The following is a 14,110-nucleotide window of genomic DNA, read 5'->3' on the forward strand; positions in this document are numbered from 1 at the left end:
GCTTAACTGCGAGACAAACACGTCGAGCAGGTACGAAAGTAGGTCTTAGTGATCCGGTGGTTCTGTATGGAAGGGCCATCGCTCAACGGATAAAAGGTACTCCGGGGATAACAGGCTGATACCGCCCAAGAGTTCACATCGACGGCGGTGTTTGGCACCTCGATGTCGGCTCATCACATCCTGGGGCTGAAGCCGGTCCCAAGGGTATGGCTGTTCGCCATTTAAAGTGGTACGCGAGCTGGGTTTAGAACGTCGTGAGACAGTTCGGTCCCTATCTGCCGTGGACGTTGGAGATTTGAGGAGAGTTGCTCCTAGTACGAGAGGACCGGAGTGAACGAACCGCTGGTGTTCGGGTTGTGATGCCAATCGCATTGCCCGGTAGCTATGTTCGGACGGGATAACCGCTGAAAGCATCTAAGCGGGAAGCCCCCTTCAAGATAAGATCTCCCTGAGGACTTGATCCTCCTAAAGGGCCCTTGTAGACCACGAGGTTGATAGGCTGGGTGTGTAAGCGCTGCGAGGCGTTGAGCTAACCAGTACTAATTGCCCGAGAGGCTTGACCATATAACACCGAAGTAATTTACCGGTATTGATTGAGTATAACTGCTTATCCAAGTTAAAGGTCTTCTGACCAAGCGCCAACTAGACAAGCTAGAACTAAGACAAAGCTTAACGGTTTTGCCTGATGATCATAGCGGACTGGAACCACCTGATCCCATTCCGAACTCAGAAGTGAAACAGTCCAGCGCCGATGGTAGTGTGGATTCCCATGCAAGAGTAGGTCGTCGTCAGGCTCTTAATACGAAGAACCCGTCCTCGTGACGGGTTTTTTTATGCCTGGAGTTTATGCCCAGGCCAGGCGTCAGAGCCCCTCTTACTATTCCCGTAGAGCGCTTCATCTACCACAAACAAACCCTTCAAGCTCAGTGAAAGTCCCTTGATCGCGACTCCAGTTCCTCCAGGTGCGGCGTCAGGTCCGTCAAACGATGGGCGATGACGTGCGCTACGCTCCCTTCGTCATCCTTATCGATCTCTCCGTATACCATTAGCTGTCGCGCTTTGATGAGGACGTCCATCTGCGCCATCGCTGTTTTTTTCCAAGCAATGATATTGATTGAGCCCGTTTCATCTTCCAGCGTGATAAAAGTTACTCCTGTCGAGGTTTTTGGGCGTTGCCTGTTAATGACCACGCCTGCTACATAGGTCTTGAGGCCTGCTTTTTGTGTAGTCACTTCAGCTGCCTCTATGGATCTATGGGCTGTGCAACTGGCTCGGGCGCTCGGCGCTGACGTTGCGATTAACCAGCTCTAGCGGCTGTCGGCTAGTTCATCGGGAATTGTGGTGCGACAGGACTTACCACACAGCACGCCTTCCAGCCCCATTTCGCTCATCAATCGTGCGACAGTACAGCGCGCCACGGTTATATCTCCGCGGTTTAGCTGATTCCAGATCATGCGGGCGCTGTAGACCTGTAAGTTCTCTTCGTGCGATCACAGCGCTGTTCCAGGGTAGCGGCAAGATGTTTACGGCGGTAGTACGTAGACGGAGCCATCGGCAAGACTTTTCAGATTGACTCGACACCATACGCCTCCTGTTCCTGGTCAATAAATTCGACCATTGCTTCGGTTTGCGGTCGAGCTCCGCTTGGGTGAAAAAAGCCGCCGCCTTTCGCAAAATCTCATTGGCGCGTTTAAGCTCACGGTTCTCCCGTTCGAACTCTTCACTGCGTGTTCACGTACTTCGAGGGGAGTCTCCAGATCGTTTGTTTACAGGCTAACTCTCTCGAGAAGACTGGCCTCCGACAAACCTGGGAGATTCAAAGCTTGCTTTGTTGGGTCAGAATGGAGCTGCATTTGGGCAGACTGAGTATGCTACAAACCAAGATTTCGAGGACTTATATAGAGTTGATTTTTCGTGCAAAGTTTGGCTGTGGTTCTTTGAAGAAAAAGGGCGTTGTAAAACGCCCTTTTTTAGCAGAAGAAGTTAGCTCTTTCTGCGACGTGCCAACAAGCCAGCCAGACCAAGTCCCATCAGTGCCAAGCTAGCCGGTTCTGGAACTGCTGAGGCGACAACAATGTGGTCCTTCTCTGTAGCGACTCGACCACCGTCAACGGTGGCGTAGATGTCAAAATCGTGAGTTCCTGGAGTTGTGCCAGTAAAAGTTACTTCAAACTCGTAAGTTGCAGCGCTATCACGAGTGAATGAGCCGGTGTATACACCAGGAGACACGGATACCATGCCAGGAGGTGCGTCAGAAATATCAAGCGCTACTTCAGAGTATGTGGATATGGCATTGGAAATAGCCTCGTTGATAGTGTCAACTAGCGAGGAGGTGTCGATGCCAGCATGATAGGTGCCACCAGTTGCTGCGGTAATACGGGTAGCCTGCCCGGTGCCGTCCAAGCAGTAGCCTATCCTGCAGCTGGATGCAACGTCGATGGCTTCCACTTGAATGCTTGCCGCCTGCAGAGCCGCAGTGGCGCTCGCTTCGGTTGAACCCAGAGACGGGTCATGGCCTGTTGCGTCGCCGAACCATAGAAGGATGCGTTCTGCATCTGGACGCCATGAAACAGTGTTTGCCACCTGTTCGAGGGCGTAGATATTTGCCTCAGGGCGGTCTCTGCCTCCAAATGCTTCCCAATTATTGATGGCTGCTTGTGCCACAGAGGTATTAGCAGTCATATCGGTGAGTGTGCGGTAGGTGAAAGCGTCAGATATATCGCGGTAGCCGCCAACTCCAAAATTAATGTCTCCAAAGCCTGCTGCGGTGCTTAATATTGAGCTTGCCGCTGCTTTTACGGCTGCAATTTCTCCACCCATGCTTCCGGTTTCGTCCATGAGAAAGAATACGTCCACTTTTGAAGTGGTGGCTTCTGCATCAATGGTAACCGTCTTGGTGATTGTCACGCTCTCACCCACACCTAGTGTGGCAGAGTACGAGGAAGGGGAAATAGAGTCTGCCATTGCTGAGAGCGGCAATAGCGCCGTTAGCGCGAAAGAGCACGCCAATCGTTTCATAGTTATCTCCTGATGTCGATTGTAGTTAGTGAGCTTGTTAATAAATGAAGTGTTTGGAATTGACTCAGGGTCCCAATAAGCACAAATTTGGCCATATTTATTAAAATGCTAAATAGGATAATGACTTAGTGTTTGGTTGTTTGATTTCTCATTCTCAAATAGTTGTAAACCCATTGGACATGAAGAATGGAAGTGTTCTCGGTGAATCGGTGAAGGGTTATTCTTAAAGGCTTATCCCTATGTGGCGGGGCGTCGAGGTTGGACTAGGTCATAATATTCGGATTTGATTCTATAAAGAAGGCATTTCAAGATACTCTGCATTTATAGCTGTTTTTTATTCCTATTTATTATAAGTGTGGAGCAATAGGAAACATTGAGAAAGTGTAAAGTCTTTGAACGGTAGAGCGTTTGTTATCCGCAATGTCTGCAAGTGAAGTTAGGGCGCGCGGCTCTTTTTACGCATCTTGTGACATACTGGTAGTCGTGTTTATGTCTGAGCGTATAATACTTTTCTGATAGTGGCGGACGCCTTTTAAATGAAGTGGGAGAGTCGCGATGAGCAGCGGACATTTGGTGATATTCGATACAACCTTACGTGATGGAGAGCAAAGCCCTGGCGCCTCCATGACAAAGAATGAGAAGCTGCGTATCGCCAAGGCGCTGGAAAAAATGAAGGTGGATGTCATAGAGGCGGGTTTCGCCATCGCCAGTCCCGGAGACTTTGAGGCGGTTAAGGCGATTGCTGAGTCTGTCAGTGAATCCACCGTATGTAGTTTGGCGAGAGCGTTAGATAAGGATATAGATCGTGCTGCTGAGGCTTTGAAGCCGGCCAAATTAGCTCGTATTCATACGTTCATAGCCACTTCCCCAATCCATATGAAGTACAAATTGCAGATGCAGCCTGATCAAGTCGTGGAGCAGGCTATCAGGGCGGTTGAACGCGCCAGGATGTACACGGACGATGTTGAGTTTTCTTGCGAAGACGCGGGACGCTCAGAGATAGACTTTCTCTGTAGAATTATAGAAGCGGCGATAGCCGCTGGCGCGAGAACAATTAATATCCCTGATACGGTAGGTTATGCGATTCCGCAGCAGTTTGGCGAAACGATTCAAACTCTATTGGAAAGAGTTCCCAATGCAGATAAAGCAATATTCTCCGTACACTGTCACAATGATTTGGGGCTAGCCGTGGCGAACTCCCTCGCGGCGGTGATGAGCGGCGCTCGTCAGGTGGAATGCACTATTAACGGGCTGGGTGAGAGGGCGGGAAATGCGGCGTTAGAAGAGATCGTTATGGCGGTGAGAACCCGGAAAGATCTATTTGCCGTTGAAACTCGCTTGGATACGCAGTTCATAGTGCCAACTTCCCGTCTGGTCTCGACAATTACAGGGTTCCCTGTGCAGCCAAATAAGGCGATAGTCGGCGCTAATGCGTTCGCGCATGAGTCTGGCATCCATCAGGATGGCGTGCTTAAGCATAGGGAAACATATGAAATCATGCAGGCGCAGGACGTAGGTTGGCGCACCAACAGTCTGGTGTTGGGCAAGCACTCTGGTCGTAATGCTTTTCGCACCAGGCTGCATGAACTTGGCTATGAATTTGATTCAGAAACTGCGCTTAACGAAGCCTTTGCTCGCTTCAAAGACTTGGCTGATAAGAAGCATGAAATTTTCGATGAAGACTTGCAGGCTTTGGTTAGTGCTGTAGAGCTATCAGAAGATGATGAAATTTATAAATTGGTCTGTATGTCTGTTCGCAGTGAAACCGGCGTTACGCCTATTTCGAAAGTCACCTTGATAATAAACGGAGATGAACGAACAGCTTCTGCGGAAGGGGGCGGGCCTGTTGATGCGACTTATCGGGCGATAGAGGAAATAGCCTCTTCTGGCGCGAGCTTGCAGCTATATTCGGTTAACAACATAACCAGCGGAACTGACTCGCAGGGAGAGGTGACTGTCCGTCTGGAGCGTGGAGGCAGGATCGTAAATGGCGTTGGCGCGGACACCGATATTGTGATCGCTTCAGCGAAGGCATATATCAACGCCCTGAACCTGATTTCTTCAGATAAAAGGAAGCAGCATCCGCAGAGTGAAGTGTGATTTTTCCTGCGAATACAATTATGAACTTTTTGTACGAGAACGACAGACAGACATATTTAAGTGAAATGGGAATTGCGGTGTGGTATGCACGCCGTCAATTGCCGAATGCTGCTCCTTCCACACTATTTGAGTTCGAGGAGACATCTGAGGAACTAGATAATCGAGATATAGAGCGACGCGCGAGCAAAGCCAGTCCGCTCAAAGCGCCATCATTAAAAAGCGCTCAGCAAGCAGCGGCTCTTCGCCAAACGATGTCTGCTATCGCTCAGCCGGAGCAGGTTAAACAGAAGAAAACCCAGGAACAGGATAAGAAAGACGCTTCCCCAATACCTGTATTGGTAAAATCATCTCCTCCAACTATCAATAAGCTGCGTGCGATGAGCATAAAAGGGGATGACATTGGGATGCTGGCGCTGTCTAAGGGAGAAGCAGATATAACTCCTGAATCGTCCGGTGGCCAGCTTCTGGCCAATATTGCGTTGGCGGTTGGCTTGGGAGAGCAATGGAAAGATGCGTATAGCCTTTTCTCCTGGCCGCCATTTGAACGCAAAGGGTTGCCGATGCAAGACGACGCGATGCTGACTAAACTTCTGGCGCGCTGGGCTGCCCCCAATAGTCTGAAGTACTGCATTCTATTCTGTGACGCAGAAATTGCGGTGGCTTTAGGCGGTTTGGACCCTTTGTGGAAGGACGACAGGCTTCTGCAATTGCCGTCTTTAAATGAAATGCTTCATAACCCATCCATCAAAAAATTCGTGTGGCGCAAGCTTCGTCAGTATCTCTACTCCAATGACTGATCAAAAATCCGATCTTGCTTTCAGGTTAATGACCGAAGCGGACTTACCCTTAGTTTTAAATAATGAGCGTGGGGCTTATTCTCATCCTTGGACTGAAGGTGTTTTTAAAGAGTGTTTGACGGGAGCTTCTGAATGTTGGGTCGCTATATATAAAGACGAAGTGGTCGGACATGCGGTAACCTCAATGGTTATAGACGAAGCACACTTGCTTAATTTATGCGTAGCGCGAGCGCTGCAAGGAAATGGTATGGGGGCATCTTTTATGGCGTTTTTGCTGGAGCGTTTTCGTGCGCAAAATATGGTGGAGCTATTTTTAGAGGTGCGCGCCAGCAATGTCGCAGCCGTGCAGCTGTACAGAAAGTTGGGCTTTAATGAGATTGGTTACCGAAAAGCCTATTACCCCGCTTCCGATGGTCGTGAAGACGCCATTGTTATGTCGATGAAATTGCGTTGCGAAGAGTAAGTTGTGGAATATCTGCGCTCCGACTTGTTGCCTTTGGCTGTTGAGCTGGGGTTGTGGGGAGTGATAATTGGGTATATCGCTCTGTTGTGGGTTAGGCGCTGCCATGCACTTTTGCGGCAAGACAATACGTTGCAGCATATTTTCTGGGGATGTGCATTGGCCCTGGGGTTGTTTTGGCGCCTCAGAATTGATGTCGATTTTGGCGTTTCTCTTCATTTTCTCCTTCTAAGCGCGCTAACCCTGGTTCTGGATTGGGAGTTGACGCTGCTTGCCGGCTTTATCGGATTATCGTTACTGGCGCTCTTGGGCTCTACTCCCTGGCTGCTTATCCCTTTGAATTTTCTAGGGGTAGTATTCATCCCCGTAATGGTGACCAAATGGGCTGTAGATATGGAAAGGAAGTCTGGTGGGCGGCTGTTCTTTGCTTATCCTTTGGTCAACGGTTTTCTGGGCGGTGGACTGTCGATAGTCGGCAGCGTATTGTTTGGAATGTCGATTTGCTGGCTCGGAGGCGGCGAATGGAGTCAGGATCACTCTTTAATGCTCGCTTATCTCCCTTTGATAGCCTTGCCTGAAGGCGTGATTAATGGAATGTTGGCGACAGGTATGATGGTGTATTTCCCAAGTGTGCTTAGAACCTTTGATTCCAGTCGCTATCAATAGCTTTTGACACTCTGTTTGCGGCGCTATAATGTTCGCCCTCAATTCGCCAGATGTTCAAGGTTTGTCATGGGACTTCGTGAAGAAATCAAACGCCGTCGTACATTCGCCATTATCTCTCACCCTGATGCGGGTAAAACCACCATTACTGAGAAAGTGCTCTTACATGGCGGTGCGTTGCAGAAAGCCGGTACAGTAAAAGGTAAAAAGTCCGGCCAATTTGCGAAATCCGACTGGATGGAAATGGAAAAAGAGCGAGGTATCTCCGTAACCACTTCCGTTATGCAGTTCCCTTATGACGACTCTCTGGTAAACCTGCTTGATACCCCGGGTCACGAAGACTTCTCTGAAGACACCTATCGTACTTTGACTGCGGTTGACTCATGTTTGATGGTCATAGACAGCGCAAAAGGTGTCGAGGAGCGCACTATCAAGTTAATGGAAGTCACACGGCTGCGCGATACGCCAATCATTACTTTCATGAATAAACTTGACCGCGATATTCGAGATCCAATGGAGTTGTTGGATGAGGTCGAGGATGTGCTGAAAATTAAGTGCGCGCCTATTTCCTGGCCCATTGGAATGGGTAAGGGGTTCAAGGGCGTATACCATCTTCTGCGGGACGAAGTCATTTTATACCAGACTGGTAAGGGGCATACTCTCCAGGATGGGCGCACGATTAAAGGCTTGGATAACCCTGAATTAGATCAGGTACTTGGCTCGGACGCAGAGAATTTGCGCGGCGAAATCGAATTGTTGCAAGGCGCTTCTCATGAATTCGATCATCAGGCTTTTTTGGCTGGTGAGTTGACCCCAGTATTTTTTGGCACAGCGCTAGGTAACTTTGGCGTTGATCATATGTTGGATGGTTTGGTTGCATGGGCTCCATCTCCTCAGCCCAGAGAGACTGACAAGCGCATTGTTGAGGCGGAAGACGAGAAGTTTTCCGGCTTTGTGTTCAAGATACAGGCCAATATGGATCCGCTTCATCGTGACCGAATCGCCTTCTTGAGGGTCTGTTCAGGACGTTACGAACAGGGCATGAAAATAAAGCATGTGCGATTAGGTAAAGATGTTCGTATTGCTGACGCGCTGACTTTCATGGCGGGAGACCGAGCTCGGGCGGAAGAGGCGTTCGCAGGCGACATCATCGGCTTGCATAACCACGGCACTATTCAGATTGGCGATACCTTCAGCGAAGGGGAAGAGTTGAAATTTAGCGGCATCCCTAACTTTGCACCGGAGCTATTCCGCCGTATTCGCCTGAAGGATCCTTTAAAGTCCAAGCAGCTACAAAAAGGTCTGATTCAGTTGTCTGAAGAGGGCGCTGTGCAGGTGTTCAGGCCACTCAATAACAACGACTTGATTGTTGGGGCAGTGGGGATGTTGCAGTTTGATGTGGTGGTGCATCGCCTCAAGTCTGAATACAAGGTGGAAGCGGTGTACGAGCCGGTAAATGTTTCCACGGCTCGCTGGGTTGATGCAAAAGATCCGAAAAAGCTGGAAGAATTCAGGCGGAAGGTATCCGAAAACTTATCACTCGACGGTGGTGACAACTTAACCTATCTTGCGCCGACGAATGTTAACTTGCAGCTCGCCATCGAGCGTTACCCGGATGTTCAGTTCCGGAAGACGCGGGAGCACTAAGAGGATTGGCGATGGCGACTTTTATAGATAGCCATTGCCACTTTGATTTTCCCGATTTCGATGACGACAGGGAAGAGGTGTTACTCAGTGCCAGGGAATTGGGGGTAAAGCGTATCGTTGCGCCCTCGGTAGGTATTCAAAATTGGGCTCGTATATCTCAGTTGGCTAAGAGCTTTGACGAGCTTGATTTCGCGCTGGGTATCCATCCTCTCTATCTGCGCGAGCACTCAGAATTCCATCTGAATGAGTTGGGTGACAGGTTGCGCGAACAGCGTACGGATGTCTCCGCCGTGGGCGAATGTGGGCTGGATGCAACGGCGGACATTGATTTTGACTCGCAGATGCTTTTTTTGTGTGAGCAGCTAAGGATGGCGAAAGCGCTAGATCTTCCTGTGATTCTTCACTCAAGAAAGACTCATAGTCAGCTTGTGAAGCTGGTCAAAGAATCTGGCGTTAAGTGTGGTGTTGTGCACGCCTTCTCAGGAAGCTATGAAGAGGGGATGCAGTTTGTAAGGCTGGGGCTCAAATTAGGTGTTGGCGGCGTCATCACCTATGACCGAGCGCAAAAAACCAGGAAAGCGATTTCCAGACTTCCCTTGGAGTCCCTGTTGTTAGAAACCGACGCTCCGGATATGCCGTTGTGTGGTCGACAGGGGCGGCGTAATTCACCAGAATTGATTCCCCTGGTATTTAGTGTGTTGTGCGCTTTGAGAGAAGAGGCCCCAGAACGGATATCCGACACGATTCTTCAAAACACTATCGATACATTCGATTTTCCCAAGCCTTGAGTCGAAGCCTTAACTTTGTGGGCTGTGTAATTAATTGGATTTAGAGTAGCAATTGAGCAGGAAGTGCAATATAATCCTGCGCCCGGATTTGCAATATAGTTAGGAACTTTGGCGAAGCCCCGAAGCCCGAGTTTCGAAAAGTCAGAACGTCGTTGTAACTTTCCCCGAAGGAGAGGCGCAGCGTGCGTTTTATTTGGATTAATCAGCCGAGAATTTAAGAGTAAGGCGGGATTTAAATGAAAACGATCAGCGCTAAGCCAGAAACCGTAAAGCGTGACTGGTATGTTATAGACGCGACCGACAAGACGCTTGGACGTCTTTCTACTGAAATCGCCCGTCGCTTGAGGGGCAAGCACAAAGCGGAATATACCCCTCATGTTGACACTGGGGATTACATTGTTGTGGTAAACGCAGAGAAAGTGCGTGTTACTGGTAACAAAGCTCAAGACAAAATGTACTATCGTCACACAGGCTATCCTGGCGGCTTGAAAGAAATGTCTTTCGATAAGCTGATCCAACATGCTCCTGAGCGTGTTATCGAAACAGCTGTTAAAGGCATGATGCCGCGCAATCCTTTAGGTCGTGCGATGCTGAAAAAGCTCAAGGTATACGCTTCGGCTGAACACCCGCATACCGCTCAGCAACCGATTGAACTGAAAATTTAAGGAAGGTGGATATGTCTGTTACTCAATACTACGGTACAGGTCGTCGTAAAACTTCGACTGCTCGCGTCTTCCTGAGACCCGGTAGCGGAAAAATTACTGTGAACCAGACTGATCTGGATTCATACTTTGGTCGTGAAACCGCGCGTATGGTCGTACGTCAGCCTCTGGAGTTGTTGGACTCTATTGGCAATTTTGATGTATTTGTTACTGTTAAAGGCGGTGGTCCTTCTGGCCAAGCTGGCGCAATTCGTCACGGCATCACTCGTGCGCTGATTCAATATGATGAAGCGAATCGTTCTCCGCTGCGTAAGGCCGGTTACGTTACTCGCGATGCTCGTGAAGTTGAACGTAAGAAAGTGGGTCTGCGTAAAGCGCGTAAGCGTCCGCAATTCTCCAAGCGTTAATCGATACGCTAAAATAAAAAGCCCGGTAATCCGGGCTTTTTTGTTTCCGCTGAACATAAGCGAAAATCGTCCGACGGATATTTAACTTGGATCAATATTGTTGAGACAAGGCCTCGCCGCACGTGCGTCGTCCTTGTATCGATAAGGCATTTTAATTAGTATGTCAGCCGGATTTTACGCCTGAAGAAATAAGAGCATAATGGCCTGATTTTGGCCTCAAATTGCTGCCTGATGGGAGAAACCTAGTATGACGAAAGACGACGTGAATAAGAGCCGCCGTCGTTTTCTGGTGGGAGCAACCTCGGTCGTTGGAGGTATCGGCGCCATCGGCGCAGCCGTGCCTTTTGTCGCTTCCTGGAACCCTAGCGCTAAAGCAAAAGCCGCTGGCGCGCCTGTTAAGGTCAATATCAGTAAGCTTGAACCTGGTCAACAGATGACTGTTGAATGGCGGGGCAAGCCTGTTTGGGTTGTGCGGAGAACGCCGGAAATGCTGAAAGGCTTGGATTCGATTACGGAAGAACTGCAGGACCCGCAATCCGAAAAGCTACAGCAACCCGCATACGCTCAAAACCCTCATCGCTCCATCAAAGATGAATACGTCATACTGGTTGGAATTTGTACGCATCTGGGTTGCTCGCCAAAGTTCTTGCCAGAGGTCATTCCCGATGAAACCGTTGGCGGTTTTTACTGTCCTTGTCATGGTAGCAAGTTCGACTTGGCGGGAAGGGTCTTCAAAGATGTTCCTGCTCCAAAGAATCTTGAAGTGCCTCCCCACATGTATGTTGATGACGTGAACCTCATCGTAGGTGAAGACAAGGAGAACGCATAATGCAGAAGCTTATCCAGTGGATCGACGATCGCCTGCCAATCGTCGATGCCTTCGAAAAGCACATGAGCAAGTACTATGCGCCAAAAAACTTTAACGTATGGTATTTCTTTGGTTCTTTGTCTTTGGTTGTTCTAATTAACCAGTTGCTTACGGGCATTTGGTTGACAATGAGCTATAACCCCTCCGCTGAAGGCGCGTTTGCTTCAGTAGAGTACATTATGCGCGATGTTGAGTTCGGGTGGCTGATTCGATTGATGCATTCGACTGGCGCATCCGCTTTCTTTGTCGTCGTTTACCTGCATATGTTCCGAGGGCTCTTGTACGGTTCTTATAAAAAGCCCCGTGAGCTAGTTTGGATCTTTGGCATGACCATCTATCTGTGCTTGATGGCGGAAGCATTCTTGGGCTATTTGTTGCCTTGGGGGCAAATGTCATACTGGGGCGCGCAAGTTATTGTTTCTCTATTTGGGGCCATACCTTATGTGGGGGAAGACTTGGCTCAATGGATTCGGGGCGACTATCTAATATCGGGTATTACCCTTAACCGATTCTTTGCTTTGCATGTCATCGCTTTACCAATCGTACTGCTTGGTTTGGTGGTATTGCATATTTTGGCGCTACATGAAGTGGGGTCTAATAACCCGGATGGCGTTGAAATTAAAAAGAATAAGGATGAAAACGGCATTCCTAAAGATGGAATTCCCTTTCACCCCTACTATACGGTGCATGACATCGTAGCTTTGATTGTATTCTTGTTCGTATTCTGCGTAGTCGTATTCTATTTTCCTGAAATGAATGGCTACTTCCTTGAAAAGCCTAACTTCGAGCCGGCAAACCCGCTGAAAACCCCTGAGCATATTGCGCCGGTATGGTACTTCACACCTTTCTACGCGATGCTTCGTGCAATCACATACCCACTATTTGGTGTGGACGCGAAGTTCTGGGGCGTCGTCGTTATGGGGGCTGCAATAGCAATTCTGTTTGTGTTGCCTTGGTTGGATCGCAGCCCTGTGAAGTCTATTCGTTATAAGGGAGCGATGAGTAAAATTGCACTTTTAGTGCTTGTCGTCAGCTTCGTAATTTTGGGCGTTTGTGGAGTCTTGCCGGCTAATGAGCAGCCGAGTTGGCTTGCTCCTCTATGTACAGGCTTATATTTCGCTTACTTCCTATTGATGCCTTGGTATACCAGAGCAGAAAAGACTAAACCTGTACCAGAGAGGGTGACTCACTAATGAAAAGCATACTCAAAGTTCTGCTTCTCTCGTGCGTGACGTCTCTTGCACATGCGGCCGGCGGCGGAGACGTTCATTTGGATCATGTGGATGTTGATATTCGCGATAAGCCTTCTTTGCAAAGAGGGGCTGCGATGTTTACCAACTATTGCATGGGCTGCCACTCATTAAAGTATTCTCGTTATGAGCGTGTAGCGGATGATATCGGTATTCCGCACAACCTTTACGAAGAGAATCTAATCTTCGGCGATGCGAAGATCGGGCAGCTGATGGATATCGCAATGGCTCCTTCCATGGCGCAAAGTTGGTTTGGCGCAGCGCCTCCTGATTTGACTCTGGTTTCTAGGTTGCGCGGGCCGGATTGGTTGTATAGCTATTTGCGGGGATTCTATAAAGACGAGTCTCGTCCGTGGGGTGTCAACAATGTTGTATTTAAAGACGTTGGTATGCCCCATGTTCTAGTCGATCTGCAGGGACTGTGCGCTGAAAAGCCAGAGCTGGGCAGCAAGGCGGGTATTGACCCCCTAAGTGGTGTTGAAGTTGGTGCGCCGGGGTGTAAGTCATTTGCTACAACGGGCAGCATGGAGCCGCAGGAGTATGATGCTGCGATTCGAGATATGGTCAACTTCCTGGCTTATGTAGGCGAGCCGTCAAGGTTGGAAAGTGAAGAGATCGCCCCGTTCGTGTTGTTGTTCTTGGTGGTTCTGTTCGTTCCTGCATACCTCCTCAACAGAGAATATTGGAAAGACGTTCACTAGTCTTTTCGTGTATAATGTTCGACCTTGGATAAAAGCTCCAGCATCGGGTGCCCCTGATGCTGGAATTTTTCTTTCTGAATAATCTGAGTTGCAAGCGACCGAGGTAATTCTATGGGAGTCGTGACCAAACGGTCATCAATGACATTTTTTTCTGATCCGCAGAGCCACTACAGTCATAGAGTTCGTATTGTTTTGGCTGAGAAAGGGGTGGCTGTAGATATCATCGATGTTGATCCTGATGATAAGCCTGCGGAAATTGCCGACCTAAATCCTTATAACACGCTGCCAACCTTGGTGGATCGTGAGCTGTCGCTGTACGAACCAAACATCATGATGGAGTATTTGGATGAGCGTTTCCCTCATCCGCCTCTATTGCCGGTATATCCGGTTGCGCGAGCGCAGAGCCGGTTGTTGATGTACCGAATCCAAAAAGATTGGTGTAGCTTGGCGGATATTGTTCTGCAAAGTAAAACTGACACTGCAGAGGTTGAAGAGGCGCGTAAACAGCTTCGTGAAAGCTTGATAGCCGCCGCCCCTATCTTTTCAGAAAAGCCGTATTTTATGAGCGAGGAGTTTACAATTGTAGACTGCTGCGTCGCTCCACTGTTATGGCGTTTAAAGCTCATGAAGATTGAGCTTCCTGAAAAGCCGGCTAAGCCGTTGATCAAGTACATGGAGCGCCTGTTCTCGCGCGAGTCCTTTAAAGCTAGCCTGTCCGATATCGAACAGGAAATGTTTAGCTGATACGT

The 14,110-nt window shown here is 49.0% G+C and carries 14 protein-coding genes, 2 rRNA genes, 1 pseudogene and 1 other annotated feature (1 of these 18 cut by a window edge); of the genes and pseudogenes, 14 read left to right on the forward strand and 3 right to left on the reverse strand.

Going from position 1 to position 14,110, the window contains the following annotated elements; genetic code table 11:
* Together O5O45_RS30615 and rrf are read left to right on the forward strand one after the other, a co-directional pair.
* Window positions 1–564, forward strand: a 23S ribosomal RNA gene (locus O5O45_RS30615); it begins 2,327 nt to the left of the window's first position.
* Between the two features lie 117 nt (window positions 565–681).
* A 5S ribosomal RNA gene (gene rrf, locus O5O45_RS30620) occupies window positions 682–794 on the forward strand.
* A gap of 129 nt (window positions 795–923) precedes the next feature.
* Here rrf and O5O45_RS30625 read toward each other — a convergent pair.
* The 3 genes and pseudogenes from O5O45_RS30625 to O5O45_RS30635 all read right to left on the reverse strand — a co-directional run bounded on the left by O5O45_RS30625 (window position 924) and on the right by O5O45_RS30635 (window position 3,018).
* Window positions 924–1,232, reverse strand: coding sequence for an OB-fold nucleic acid binding domain-containing protein (locus O5O45_RS30625; RefSeq protein WP_305902776.1), 309 nt, complete (start codon window positions 1,230–1,232; stop codon window positions 924–926).
* Between the two features lie 75 nt (window positions 1,233–1,307).
* Window positions 1,308–1,475: pseudogene (locus O5O45_RS30630) on the reverse strand (IS3 family transposase); the annotation flags it as partial.
* 68 nt (window positions 1,476–1,543) lie between these two features.
* Window positions 1,544–1,660, reverse strand: a sequence feature (AL1L pseudoknot).
* 323 nt (window positions 1,661–1,983) lie between these two features.
* Window positions 1,984–3,018, reverse strand: a complete 1,035-nt coding sequence (locus O5O45_RS30635) for a PEP-CTERM sorting domain-containing protein (RefSeq protein WP_305903037.1) — start codon at window positions 3,016–3,018, stop codon at window positions 1,984–1,986.
* A gap of 555 nt (window positions 3,019–3,573) precedes the next feature.
* On the opposite strand from O5O45_RS30635, the gene O5O45_RS30640 reads away from it, so the two are divergent.
* The 12 genes from O5O45_RS30640 to O5O45_RS30695 all read left to right on the forward strand — a co-directional run bounded on the left by O5O45_RS30640 (window position 3,574) and on the right by O5O45_RS30695 (window position 14,105).
* Window positions 3,574–5,118 carry a 2-isopropylmalate synthase gene (locus O5O45_RS30640; protein WP_305903038.1) on the forward strand — a complete coding sequence of 515 codons (1,545 nt, stop codon included), beginning with the start codon at window positions 3,574–3,576 and terminating at the stop codon, window positions 5,116–5,118.
* 20 nt (window positions 5,119–5,138) lie between these two features.
* Window positions 5,139–5,915 carry a hypothetical protein gene (locus tag O5O45_RS30645; protein ID WP_305903039.1) on the forward strand — a complete coding sequence of 259 codons (777 nt, stop codon included), beginning with the start codon at window positions 5,139–5,141 and terminating at the stop codon, window positions 5,913–5,915.
* Window positions 5,908–6,378, forward strand: coding sequence for a ribosomal protein S18-alanine N-acetyltransferase (gene rimI, locus O5O45_RS30650; protein ID WP_305903040.1), 471 nt, complete (start codon window positions 5,908–5,910; stop codon window positions 6,376–6,378). The genes O5O45_RS30645 and rimI overlap by 8 nt, the downstream gene beginning before the upstream one ends.
* A gap of 3 nt (window positions 6,379–6,381) precedes the next feature.
* Window positions 6,382–7,041 (forward strand): energy-coupling factor ABC transporter permease, encoded by a 660-nt coding sequence (locus tag O5O45_RS30655; RefSeq protein WP_305903041.1) that lies wholly within the window; start codon window positions 6,382–6,384, stop codon window positions 7,039–7,041.
* A gap of 66 nt (window positions 7,042–7,107) precedes the next feature.
* Window positions 7,108–8,685 carry a peptide chain release factor 3 gene (prfC, locus tag O5O45_RS30660; protein ID WP_305903042.1) on the forward strand — a complete coding sequence of 526 codons (1,578 nt, stop codon included), beginning with the start codon at window positions 7,108–7,110 and terminating at the stop codon, window positions 8,683–8,685.
* Between the two features lie 11 nt (window positions 8,686–8,696).
* Window positions 8,697–9,473, forward strand: coding sequence for a TatD family hydrolase (locus O5O45_RS30665; protein WP_305903043.1), 777 nt, complete (start codon window positions 8,697–8,699; stop codon window positions 9,471–9,473).
* A 236-nt stretch (window positions 9,474–9,709) separates the two neighbouring features.
* Complete coding sequence (gene rplM, locus O5O45_RS30670; protein ID WP_011399611.1) at window positions 9,710–10,138, forward strand: 50S ribosomal protein L13; 429 nt, start codon at window positions 9,710–9,712, stop codon at window positions 10,136–10,138.
* An 11-nt stretch (window positions 10,139–10,149) separates the two neighbouring features.
* Complete coding sequence (rpsI, locus tag O5O45_RS30675; protein ID WP_305903044.1) at window positions 10,150–10,542, forward strand: 30S ribosomal protein S9; 393 nt, start codon at window positions 10,150–10,152, stop codon at window positions 10,540–10,542.
* 247 nt (window positions 10,543–10,789) lie between these two features.
* Complete coding sequence (petA, locus tag O5O45_RS30680; RefSeq protein WP_305903045.1) at window positions 10,790–11,371, forward strand: ubiquinol-cytochrome c reductase iron-sulfur subunit; 582 nt, start codon at window positions 10,790–10,792, stop codon at window positions 11,369–11,371.
* Window positions 11,371–12,603 (forward strand): cytochrome b, encoded by a 1,233-nt coding sequence (locus O5O45_RS30685; protein ID WP_305903046.1) that lies wholly within the window; start codon window positions 11,371–11,373, stop codon window positions 12,601–12,603. The genes petA and O5O45_RS30685 overlap by 1 nt, the downstream gene beginning before the upstream one ends.
* A complete protein-coding gene (locus O5O45_RS30690) occupies window positions 12,603–13,361 on the forward strand; it encodes a cytochrome c1 (RefSeq protein WP_305903047.1) in 759 nt (252 codons plus the stop codon). The genes O5O45_RS30685 and O5O45_RS30690 overlap by 1 nt, the downstream gene beginning before the upstream one ends.
* Window positions 13,362–13,472: 111 nt before the next feature.
* Window positions 13,473–14,105, forward strand: a complete 633-nt coding sequence (locus O5O45_RS30695; RefSeq protein ID WP_305903048.1) for a glutathione S-transferase N-terminal domain-containing protein — start codon at window positions 13,473–13,475, stop codon at window positions 14,103–14,105.
* Window positions 14,106–14,110: the final 5 nt, after the last annotated feature.

Origin of the sequence: Hahella sp. HNIBRBA332, from assembly GCF_030719035.1 — a bacterium.
Classification (GTDB): domain Bacteria; phylum Pseudomonadota; class Gammaproteobacteria; order Pseudomonadales; family Oleiphilaceae; genus Hahella.

What these genes read in the sequence shown, in the direction of transcription:
- rplM (WP_011399611.1), top strand. Translation starts at nt 9,710, where the DNA reads ATGAAAACGATCAGCGCTAAGCCAGAAACCGTAAAGCGTGACTGGTAT.
- O5O45_RS30645 (WP_305903039.1), top strand. Translation starts at nt 5,139, where the DNA reads ATGAACTTTTTGTACGAGAACGACAGACAGACATATTTAAGTGAAATG.
- O5O45_RS30685 (WP_305903046.1), top strand. Translation starts at nt 11,371, where the DNA reads ATGCAGAAGCTTATCCAGTGGATCGACGATCGCCTGCCAATCGTCGAT.
- O5O45_RS30635 (WP_305903037.1), bottom strand. Translation starts at nt 3,018, where the DNA reads ATGAAACGATTGGCGTGCTCTTTCGCGCTAACGGCGCTATTGCCGCTC.
- prfC (WP_305903042.1), top strand. Translation starts at nt 7,108, where the DNA reads ATGGGACTTCGTGAAGAAATCAAACGCCGTCGTACATTCGCCATTATC.
- O5O45_RS30665 (WP_305903043.1), top strand. Translation starts at nt 8,697, where the DNA reads ATGGCGACTTTTATAGATAGCCATTGCCACTTTGATTTTCCCGATTTC.
- petA (WP_305903045.1), top strand. Translation starts at nt 10,790, where the DNA reads ATGACGAAAGACGACGTGAATAAGAGCCGCCGTCGTTTTCTGGTGGGA.
- O5O45_RS30695 (WP_305903048.1), top strand. Translation starts at nt 13,473, where the DNA reads ATGGGAGTCGTGACCAAACGGTCATCAATGACATTTTTTTCTGATCCG.
- O5O45_RS30690 (WP_305903047.1), top strand. Translation starts at nt 12,603, where the DNA reads ATGAAAAGCATACTCAAAGTTCTGCTTCTCTCGTGCGTGACGTCTCTT.
- rpsI (WP_305903044.1), top strand. Translation starts at nt 10,150, where the DNA reads ATGTCTGTTACTCAATACTACGGTACAGGTCGTCGTAAAACTTCGACT.
- rimI (WP_305903040.1), top strand. Translation starts at nt 5,908, where the DNA reads ATGACTGATCAAAAATCCGATCTTGCTTTCAGGTTAATGACCGAAGCG.
- O5O45_RS30640 (WP_305903038.1), top strand. Translation starts at nt 3,574, where the DNA reads ATGAGCAGCGGACATTTGGTGATATTCGATACAACCTTACGTGATGGA.